Below are 10647 nucleotides of genomic sequence, written 5' to 3'. Positions count from 1 at the left end.
CGACTGTAGAAGCTGGAAGATCCTGTTCACGACACCTGAACGCTCAGATAGTCACCGAAACCACCGATTCAGCATCGGCTATCGGCAGTGGTGAGCTGCTCGATGTGATCGACTGATACTACTGAAAACGCCGCTTTGCGACGTTCTCCCTGCACGTAGTTCGCTGTGGCGTGCTCCTCAGCGCTGGCGTGACGCTACCGGCCGGTTGTGACGCGGCTCTCAGAGATCTGTTGTCGGACAACTCTGATCGGTGAATGCGTCGGGGTTGCTGTAGGTGGCATCCCATTTTGCTCGGATACGTTGGTGCACATCACGCTCAGTGCCCGAGCGCATAAAGATCCAAAACTCGTCGTCTTCGGGTGTTTTGACTGCCCAGGCACCATCCTCCGCCTGACGGTATTCGACGAGTTTTCTGTTTTGCCGGTGTGGGCCGCGGGTGACCATGAGCGAACCGGTGGTGCGATCAGCGCCGGTGTCGTGCGTCTCGTCGCCATCGGTCTCTGTCGAGGCGGTCTCGACCGGTGTGATCGTTAGCCGCACAACTGCAAGCCGGTCTGCTGCGATCCCCAGCTGCTCGGCAACAGCGGACAGCTTCTCAGCTGCTTCTTCGCGGCTATCGCTGCGTACGATACCGTCGTCGGTGTGGCAAATACCACCGTCCTCACCGTCGTAGACGGCATAGTGCTCCTCTTGTGTCACGGTACGATCTTGCTGAACCGGCTGTGAGCTTGCAGGCATTGGGCTTGTCCTCGTAGTGGAACATCGTCAACTGCAGCAACTATTCTCCGCACGATGCCGTCAGTCAGATCGGTTCGATTTGCACCTTGGTATTCCAGCAAATTAATAATACGGAATCGTCACCCAGCATACAACACGGCAGCTCAGTGTGCTTTCTTCTTGCATCCACACGCGCTTCGACGAGTGAGTTGAGCGAGAGACGAGATCGCTTACTCCTCGTGTGTGACAACATTCCGGAATTCAAACCGCGCGCCACCATCATCACTTGCCGTGACTGCAACCTCCCACTCCATCGCACGGGCGATTTGTTTGACGATCGCCAACCCAAATCCAGTGCCATCGGTACCGCCCGACGAGCCGGCCTCAAACACCGACTCACGGCGATCCTCGGGGATGCCATCGCCATCATCCTCCACATAGAACCCATCTGAAAGTGCGCCGACCCGAACCGTCACATCCGCGCCCCCATGATCGACGGCATTCCGAAAGAGATTCTCCAAGAGCTGTCGGAAGCGGCTTGGATCTGCTTCGATCGTCACGTCACTCGCGACCTCCAGCGTCCCCGTTTCAGTAGCAACTGTTTCCCAACAATGGGTGGCTTCCGTGTCCAGAGCAACAGGCCGCAACGTATCGACATCGTCCCCTTGTTGGGCGAGCGTGAGCATATCGTCAACCAGATCCAAGCCGCGTTGGATGCTGCTGGCCGCACGTGACAGCCGCTCGCTGTCGAACTCGTTTTGCGCCAATTGGAGTTGACCATAGGCTGTATTCAAGGGATTTCGAAGATCATGAGCGACGATATTCGCATACTCTTCAAGCCGCTCGTTTTGATGCTGGAGCGCTTGTTCCCGCTGTTTTTGCTCGGTGACATCACGGTACAGCCACAGGCTGGCCTGTCCACTCGGGAGTGTATACGGGGCGTAATCGCGTTCAACCACGCTGTCGTCAGCAAGGACAAGTTCTTCATTTGTTACAAAGTCCCGCTGTTGGAGATGGGTCTCAGTCTTCTCGATAAATTGCTCTGGCTCAGCGAATCGGTGTTGGATCTCCTTAGCGGCACGCGCACAATCACGTCCGATCAGCTCCTCGCCGTCTATCGGGACGCCAAGTGTCTCACCAAGTTGGTCGTTGGCGAGGATGATTTCTCTATCAGCGTCCTCAATGAGCACCCCCATCGGGAGATTGTCAACCATCGTCTGGAGAACGGTGTTTGTCCGCTCAAGCTCCTGTTTCCGTGCTTTTCGCTCGGTGATATCGGTATACCAGGCGAATGTGTATGTGGGGTCGTCATCGGCCGTCCCAAATGGAATAACGTGTAACAGAAACTCACGAACACCCGTCGCCGTCTCACGTTTCACCTCTGAGATGACTGAGTCGCCGGCCAACGCTCGCTGTCGATACTGCTTGTGTTCCGCTAATCCCTCTTTTGGCACGACAGCGTCAGCGACATCTGACCCGATAACTTGGTCTGCGCTATAGCCAAACACATCGGTAAAGGCCTCATTAACGTCGATGATGCGATGGTACTCTGGGTCAGTTTGATCAACAGCTATCACCGGCGTTGGCGCGTTCTCAAAGAGGGCCTGATGGCGGTTGCGCTCCTCGCGAAGCGACGCTTGCAGTTCTAATGAGTGAATTGTATGGCCAATGTCATCGCCGAGTTCCGACAGGAGTTGTTGTTCATCCTCGGTGAATGCGTTGGGCCGATCAGCGTAGACAACTAGCTCACCATATAGGGTCTCTTCGTACGCCAAGGGGGTAGCAGCCACAGCTTTGTAGCCGCGTTCCAGTGCTTCATCGCGCCACGGTTCGAACGTCGGATCGTCCGACACATCTTGGGAGACTGCCACCCGCTGGTCACGGATGGCCGTTCCACCAGGCCCCCGGCCAGTGGCCGTCTCGTCGACGGTCACGGTAATGGCATCTAGGTAAGCTGCTTCGATCCCAGCTGACGCTCTGGGGATCACCTCCTGGGTAGCTTCATCGACGCCCCCAATCCATGCAAACCGGTATGGGTCGGCGTCGCTGATGATCTCACAGACACGCGTTTCTGCCGTAGATCGGGATTCAGCCCGGACAAGTGCCTGATTGATGTCGTTGACAAGATTGCGAATTCGCTGGAGATTAGACGCCCGCTTGGTGGCGTGATACTGTTCGACAGCGTTGGTGATCCGATTAATCAACACCTGATGCTGATCGAAGGCGGTCTTCTTTTGCAGATAGTCGGTCGCACCGGCGGCGATCGCGTCGCTGGCAACGTTTTCATTTCCTCTTCCCGTCAACATGATAAACGGGAGGTCTGGATGAGTCTCACGAACGGTTCGGAGAAACTCAATGCCAGTCTGCCCAGGCAACTTATAGTCAGCCACAACGCAATCAGGGGCTGCCGCCTCGATCTGCTCGATACCTTCACTCGTTGTCGCAGCAGTGTGTACGGTGATCCGGTTAGCTGCTTTTTCGAGTAAATCAGCGACCACAGACAAAAACTCAGGATCATCGTCGACATGGAGAATATCGATATCGTCTGGGTCAGCCATACCCCTACCTATTGATGGAAGTGATATCAATTGTGGTCATATATATTAGCAGTCTAGAACATGAGCCTGCCAAGACAGCAATCGCGGGGATTCGTCGATTGCATCGGTGATTCACAGGCGGTACAAGGCGGATGCCCCAACCCTTGCGGTCGGGGAGGAAGCTGACGCTACACATATCGTCGCCCGTGGTTACTGTCTATTCTCGAGAACTCTCAACGAACTTGCGGCTGTGCTGTTCATTAGATACAGTATAGCGGGAACTGCCACCTTTTTTACCCAGTTTACAATATCTTTCACGTAACCACCCTCTCAGTATGGCATTTCAATTACACCCACAAGTGCCTGTCCTTGGTGTGACGCTACTCCTCACGATGATACTACTGCTCTATAGCTTTCAACAATATCATCAACGCCGTCGGACACCAGAACTTCTCAGTTTTATTGGACTCCTGTTTGCGATCAATCTCTGGCAGCTTACGGCTATTTTCATTCACACGGTAACGATCCCAGCATTCATCTTAGCCGGTATCAACTTCGGCAATGCCGTCGTCGCGCTTCTGTTTTCATACTCGTTGGCGTGGTTTGCGCTGACATATTCAGGGTATACGCGTTGGGTCAATCGATGGACAGTGGGGTTTGCTGTTGCTACGATCGGTGCCACCAGTTTGCTGGTGCTTATCGAGCCAGAGTTATGGACTGAGGTCAACGGGGTCACTACACGAGGGCCAGTGACAATTGCGGGGATCACCTTCGCTGAGTGGATCATCCTCGATCGGACACTGGAACCGGCGTTTCGCGTGTTCCTCTTGTACAACTACCTGATCACGGTCGTAAGCGGCGGTATCTTAGGGCGGTATCTCCTCAAAAACAAGGGCGATATTTACACCGGCCAGGCTGTTGCACTTGGTGTCGGTGCCGGGGCTCCGATCGGCGTCAGTACGCTCTTGTTTCTTGATGTCGTCCCTCCAACATGGAACCCGACGCATATCGCCTTCGGGGTAACCGCTGTCGGCTTTGCGGTGGCTATCTTTCGGTACCGTCTTCTTGGCGTTGCTCCGATCGGACGGCAGCAACTCGTTGAACAACTCGCCGATCCGGTGGTCATGCTTGATGACACCAACCGCGTTGTGGACTGCAATCTCGCAGCCCGTGAGTTGGTTAACGCGCCAGCGGGCTGGCGTGGTATGTCGGCGGCGGCGTTCTTTGAGCCGCTCCCGGAGCCAGTTGAGTGGTTTATGACGGCTGAGTCTGGTGAACTTACTCTCAGTATGGCCGGCACGGAGCGAACGTACACCAGCGAAAGCGTGCCCATTACAAATGATTCGAACACCCACTCAGGGCAGTTGATTCGACTGCATGAAATCACTGAGCAGAAAGCGCGTCAGCGACAGCTTCAAGAACAAAATGAGTATCTCGATGAGTTTGCGAGTATTATCTCCCATGAGCTCCAAAGCCCGCTTAACGTCGCTATTGCCCGTCTCAAACTGATCAAACGGGAGTATGAAAACGAGCGGATAGACGAGCTTGATCAGGCTTTGGGGCGGATGGACACATTGATCGAGGATCTGCTCACGATGGCTCGGAGTAGTCAATCAATCGAGGATACCGACCCGGTCGCCTTAGAAACGGCTGCCAAAACAGCTTGGACATACAGTGATATTGATCACTGTGAGCTGACCGTTTCGATCCCTGATTCACTCCTGATTGAAGCCGATAGAGATCGGTTGTTCGAAGTGTTTGAGAACCTCTATGTGAATGCCGCTGAGCATAATGACACTCCCGTGTCTGTTCGTGTGGGATTGCTTGGAGCAGACAACACACCGCCTGGAGACGCCCGGCGTTCGGGGTTCTTTGTGGCCGATGATGGAAAGGGTATCCCGGCAGATAAGCAAGACACGCTGTTTCAGAGTGGGTATACCGACAAAACAAGCGGAAGCGGATTTGGCCTCGCGATCGTTCAGGAGATCATCTCCGCCCACGGTTGGGAGATAACCGTCACCGAGAGTACCGATGGCGGGGCACGATTTGAGATTTCTGGGGTCGACCTACGAAACGGATAACCATGCGCTTGGCGCCTTCCCTCTGCGCTCGCCGTCGGAGGCTATAGTCCCTCGTGGGTCATTGGGACACTCCTAGGGGCACTTGCGGCCGCCGTTGGTGGACTCTGTTTTGTCGTCTACGGACTCAGAGAACTCCGATCCTCGGAATCCGGATCGAATTTCATTACATGAATTCGGTATTTTGTGGGCCGTTTGTGAGATGCACCTCAAACGGCTGTGTACTGTGGTCATCCTGTTCGACGAGGTGCCAGTAGGTTTCAGCAATCGAGTCGGGATCCAACAACGTGTCAGGATCGCGGTCTGGATCGCCCGTCTGCAGGTCGGGCGTATCGATTTGTCCATCAAGCACAACGTGGGCAACATGGATTCCTTCAGGGCCGAACTCTTGGGCGATATCCATCGCCATGCCACGGGCGGCGAACTTCGCTGCGGTAAACCCAATCGTCCCCCCAAGACTCCGGACAGCCGATGTCGCACCGGTGAAGATGATCGTCCCGCCCCCGGTTGCAAGCATATCGTCGATAGCCTCCCGTGAACAGATGAACGCGCCACGTGCGTTGACCTCCCATGCAGTTTCGAACTCCTCCAGAGAGATATCGGTGAGTCCCTTCCATGCGGCTGCGCTGGCGTGGTTGACGAGGATATCCACGCTTCCGTAGGCATCTCTGACCGTCTCGAAGCTTGATTCGATGGCCGCAACATCCTGCAAATCAGTTGCGACGGCCAGTCCGTCGCCGGAATCCGGCAGGTCGTCAGCGAGTGCTTCGATATAATCCTCGCTCCGAGCGAACAGTGCGACATTACACCCATTGGCTGCGAAGGTTCGCGCTATCGATGCACCCAATCCCGGGCCGACGCCTGCGATTACGGCTGTCTGTGTCATACACGTGCTTGGATCCGTGAACCCAAAACAGTCTGGACTAGCAGATCGACACAGCCCCGACGCAACTTCGTGATCTCGGCTGATCGCTGTCGTTTTGACTGATCGCCTCTAAGAGACAGTGTGCTTTGCCTGCAATTCTTCTCGTGTGCTGGCTGCGAAACAGTCTATGCGGATATTGAGAAGCCTCCGGCGTGTGATGTCTGTGAGAGCGGTCAATTCAACAAGCTCGAATCGGAGGCACAGGCGATATCGTATTTTACCTGATCCTGACCGTCCCCAATTGATTCATTCCGCCCACCAAACGACAGCCAGTTCAGCAGCGGGGTAGTAGCTGGTGAGATGTTTGGCGACGAGTCAACCAGCGAAGCCGGTGCCCCCCCAGACCACGACATCGAAGTTGCTTGTAGTAGATGACACGGGTTTCTCCTACCAATAGGACGCGCAGAATTCCAACCGTTCGGGCAAGATTCTGACCGGAGCTAGTGAGATCATCTTATCTGGCTGCTGCCAGGAACTGCTGTGCCAGCTGTAGAGGATCTACGCAGCAAAGCACCGTCGTTTCATTCGGCTACTCGTTGCTGAAACAGCCGCTTGATATCCGCGTGACCATACCAGCACAGATTAGAGTTTGAAACAAAATTCGTGGATGTGTCCCTGTTGAACTTAGATAATTGGTGGGTGTTCATCATGATGAACGTGGTGGCTTGGGTGGTAATATCGAGTTTTCTGGAATTGTTACTACTTGACGGAGGCCTACTTAGAGCGGTTATTCCGGCCGTTGTAGCCGGTTTCGCTTCTGGACTCGTTCTATTCAATCGCCGACAGCATGCTGAGAAGTAATGCTTCGCATTACTTTTGTAAAGTCCCAGTGCCGATCAACTGGTGAACCCCGTATATTGAGCGGCTCACGCTAACACTGCCCAGTAGAAAACAGGCAACCGATACGCACACTTCATCTTGCAAGCTTTTGATCGACTTATTCGATATCGAAGCGGTCGAACAGTGCCAGATACAGCAGGAATCTCGGTTAGGTATTCCCGAGCCCTCCATCGACTAAGATCGACTCACCGTTGACGTAGGCACTCAGGTCACTGGCGAGAAACAGTGCGACATTAGCAATCTCTTCGGGTTGGCCGAAGCGACCGGCGGGTGTCGCACCCAGCATCGCTTCTTGGAGTTGCTTGCCAGCTTCGCCTTCTCCCATTCCCCCTTGTTCTAGCATCTGGGTTTCGGTGAAGCTTGGCTTGATTGCGTTGACGCGAACTCCATGGCCACCGAAGACGTCAGCCAGCGCGTAGGTCAGTGATTTCACTGCCCCTTTCGAAGCGGTATAGATCGTCTGGTAAGCTGCCCCTTGATCTGCCGCCAGGCTTGCCATGTTGATGATTGTCCCGCCATCGTTGCTTTCGATCAGCCGTTCGCCGGCGACCTGCGCCCCGAAAAAGACGCCTTTGAGGTTGATATCCATGAGCTGATCGTACTCCGCTTCTGTGATTTCGAAAAAGGGTGTCTCACTGTGAATCCCGGCGTTGTTAACCATGATATTGAGGCCGCCGAGCTCTTCGGCAGCGTCAACAGCGGTTTCCAAATCTGCCCGCTCGGTTACATCACACTCGACGAAGACCGCCGTTTGGTCTGTCTCGGTCGTGATCTGTTCGTGGGTCGGTTCGCCACCTTCTCGTGGTGTTTCGCGGACATCAGCAACGACGACATCGGCACCGTGATCGGCAAACGTCAATGCGATCCGACGGCCGATGCCGCTTGCGCCGCCTGTCACGACAGCCGTCTGGTTTGTGAGTAATTGATTCATTGTACTTCCTCAGTTGCTTGTGGACTGATGTCGATCATACGTGACACAGTATCACAACGCAAGTCAAGGATTATTAAACACGATAGTTTTGCATGAAAGAAAATTCAAGCGAGGCAGGGACAGTCAACGGTGTTAGGAATCGTCAACGTACAGGTCACCGGTCAAGCATGCGTGAGCCGCCTCGGGTTCAAGCTCCATACCTATCGAGAGAGGCAGAACTGGAGGAAACAGCGGTCGCCGTTTGGCTTACTTCTCGGACGTTGGTAATTTCACAATAAACACACTCCCTTCGGGGTCATTACTCTCAAAGCTTATTTCACCGCCATAGCGGTCAACGAGTGTCTGAACGAGATACAGGCCCAATCCAGTTCCTTGACTCTCAAACCCGCATTCATCTTTATGGAAAATATCGTCCTTCCGATTTTCAGGTATTCCCGGGCCGTTGTCAGCGACTTTTACCGTGGCAACAGTATCACCACTAGATACTGTCACTCTTACCTTTGGAGTCTGTTTGTCGTTGTGATAAATAGCATTCGTGAGTAGATTACGGAACACAGAGCCGAGCATATCATCCGCCAACACATCTATCTCTGGGATGGTCTCTTCGATTGTCACCACAGCGGAGTCATCAGCTGATTGAACAGACTCTACTTCTCTACTCAAAACTTGTCTCAGATCGGTTGGAACCCGCTCATAGTCTGTTTCAAGCAGCGTCTCTGTGACCTCTCGTGCCGTGTCAGTGATGTTAATACTACTCCGAACACATTCTAAGGCCTTCTGGAGATGGTTCTGTCCGTCTTCAACAGAGTCTTCTAACATCCGCAGATGGCCACGTACCAACTGAAGATCATTGCGGATATCGTGCCGCACAACGCCATTCAAGAGGTTCAGATTATCTCGCTGGCGTTCAAGTTCCGTTTCGTATTCTTTGAGTTCGGTAATGTCTCTTCCGTAGCCTAATACTGCGTCTTCTCCGGTGCCAGGTACCTCATATGGAATCTTCGTGGTTCGGAGTATCTTGGTTTCACCATCGGCGGTGGTCAACTCCTCTTCAGAGATAGTCTTTGGATCTCCTGATTCGATGACCGCTTGATCGTCCGCTCTGAACGTGTCTGACTCTTCACCTGATGGGATCACGTCTTGTTCGTGAGACCCTTCTACCTCTGTCGGTGTCATCCCATATATAGTGGCTGTCGTCTCGTTGGCCAGTAAGTACTCGCCGTCGTAGTTTTTGACAAAGATCAAATCTGGCACTAAATCGATAATCTCTCGCAGTTGTTCACGGGCTTGTGTAAGCTCTGTTTCGACGGCTTTCCGGTCAGAAATATCGATATGAATGCCGACTGCTCGAACTGGGTGGCCCTGATCATCGCGTTCGAACACCCGCCCCACATCTCGGATCCCTTTCCAGTCGTCGTCAGCGGTTCGCATCCGGTGTTCGGTATCATAATAGTCGGTTTCGCCCGCGAGATGTGCATTTAGGGCGGATTCAACGGACTCACGATCATCGGGATGGATCCGTTGTTCCCATTCTGTGAGATCAGAACTGATCGCTTCAGGATCGTAGCCCAGCATCGTAGCCCAATTATCATTGAACTCCACGTCATCGGTCTGGGGATTCCAATCCCACACCCCAAGGTTGGCCCCATTGACCGCTAGCTCGAAGCGTTCTTTGAGCTCCTGGAGTTCGCGTTCCCGCTGTTTTCGATCCGTAATATCGGATTGAATGCCGACGACCCGTGTTGGGGTATCACTGTCATCGTATTCGACGACCCCCTGTGCTTGGATCCACCGTTCGGAGTCATCTGGCGGTTGGACTCGAAAATCTACCTTGTACTGCTCGCCGGTCTTGATAGCTTGTTCAAGCTGTTCCGAAACACGGTTTATATCCTCAGGGTGAATCCGATCTTCATAGCCAGGCCGATACCGCACGTCTGATTCAACGGGCTGGTCGGCAGGGATGGTATCGCCACCCGGCTCATCATCGGTCAGCCTGGTTCCGACTCCAACGTAGGCGCTCGGAGAGTCATTTGGATCGTACCCAAACAATCGCTCACTTGTCTCATCCCAGTAGATGGTGCCTGTGTCGAGATCTAGTTCCCAGATTCCTGTATCCGTCTCCGACAGCGCGAGTTCAAACCGTTTGTTCAGATCTGCGAGTTCTTGTTCCGTCCGATACTGCTCAACAGCGATTTCGATCCTGTTTGCGAGCAACTCAAACTGGTCGACCCCGCTTTCTTTGCGTTTGTATTCGGTCACTCCTGCAGAGATAGCTTCACTGGCGATGCTTTCACTGCCTTCACCAGTAAACAGAATAAACGGTAGCTCGGGGTGGGTGTCTCGGACCGTTCGCAGGAACTCGATTCCATTCTGTCCGGGCATATCGTAATCAGAGATGACACAATCGATTGATTGGGAGTCGATGATCTCCATACCCTCAGAAGCATTGGTCGCAGTCTCGACGATGAAGTGGTCGCCAGCAGTCTCGATACGGTCTGCTGTGAGATCGGTAAAATGGGGATCATCGTCGACATGGAGGATTTGAATAGTGGAATCTGTCACTGGTTAACACCCATAATAATGCGAAATAAATAGTTTACCGAAGATATTAATTGAATA

Annotated in this window: 6 protein-coding genes; 1 reads left to right on the top strand and 5 read right to left on the bottom strand. The window is 53.5% G+C overall.

Translation table 11 applies throughout. The features are described from left to right. Positions 1 to 219: 219 nt before the first annotated feature. Both DM826_RS02075 and DM826_RS02070 read right to left on the bottom strand, forming a co-directional pair. Positions 220 to 738 (bottom strand): hypothetical protein, encoded by a 519-nt coding sequence (locus DM826_RS02075; RefSeq protein WP_120100864.1) that lies wholly within the window; start codon positions 736 to 738, stop codon positions 220 to 222. Between the two features lie 209 nt (positions 739 to 947). Next, positions 948 to 3275 carry a response regulator gene (locus DM826_RS02070; RefSeq protein ID WP_120100858.1) on the bottom strand — a complete coding sequence of 776 codons (2328 nt, stop codon included), beginning with the start codon at positions 3273 to 3275 and terminating at the stop codon, positions 948 to 950. Between the two features lie 353 nt (positions 3276 to 3628). Here DM826_RS02070 and DM826_RS02065 point away from each other — a divergent pair, with 353 nt between their 5' ends. Then, on the top strand, positions 3629 to 5335 hold the full coding sequence (locus DM826_RS02065; protein ID WP_165853227.1) for a sensor histidine kinase: 1707 nt from the start codon (positions 3629 to 3631) through the stop codon (positions 5333 to 5335). Positions 5336 to 5498: 163 nt separating this feature from the next. Here DM826_RS02065 and DM826_RS02060 read toward each other — a convergent pair whose 3' ends face one another. From DM826_RS02060 to DM826_RS02050, 3 genes are all read right to left on the bottom strand, one after another. Further along, positions 5499 to 6218 (bottom strand): SDR family NAD(P)-dependent oxidoreductase, encoded by a 720-nt coding sequence (locus DM826_RS02060; protein ID WP_120100853.1) that lies wholly within the window; start codon positions 6216 to 6218, stop codon positions 5499 to 5501. 1027 nt (positions 6219 to 7245) lie between these two features. Continuing rightward, the gene (locus DM826_RS02055; protein ID WP_120100850.1) at positions 7246 to 8028 is read right to left on the bottom strand and encodes an SDR family oxidoreductase; all 783 of its coding nucleotides are present in this window, start codon (positions 8026 to 8028) and stop codon (positions 7246 to 7248) included. Between the two features lie 246 nt (positions 8029 to 8274). Further along, positions 8275 to 10590, bottom strand: a complete 2316-nt coding sequence (locus DM826_RS02050; RefSeq protein ID WP_120100847.1) for a hybrid sensor histidine kinase/response regulator — start codon at positions 10588 to 10590, stop codon at positions 8275 to 8277. Positions 10591 to 10647: the final 57 nt, after the last annotated feature.

This window comes from Halonotius aquaticus, assembly GCF_003605575.1.
GTDB classification, from domain to species: Archaea; Halobacteriota; Halobacteria; order Halobacteriales; family Haloferacaceae; genus Halonotius; species Halonotius aquaticus.
This window is presented reverse-complemented; position numbering and strand designations above follow the sequence as displayed.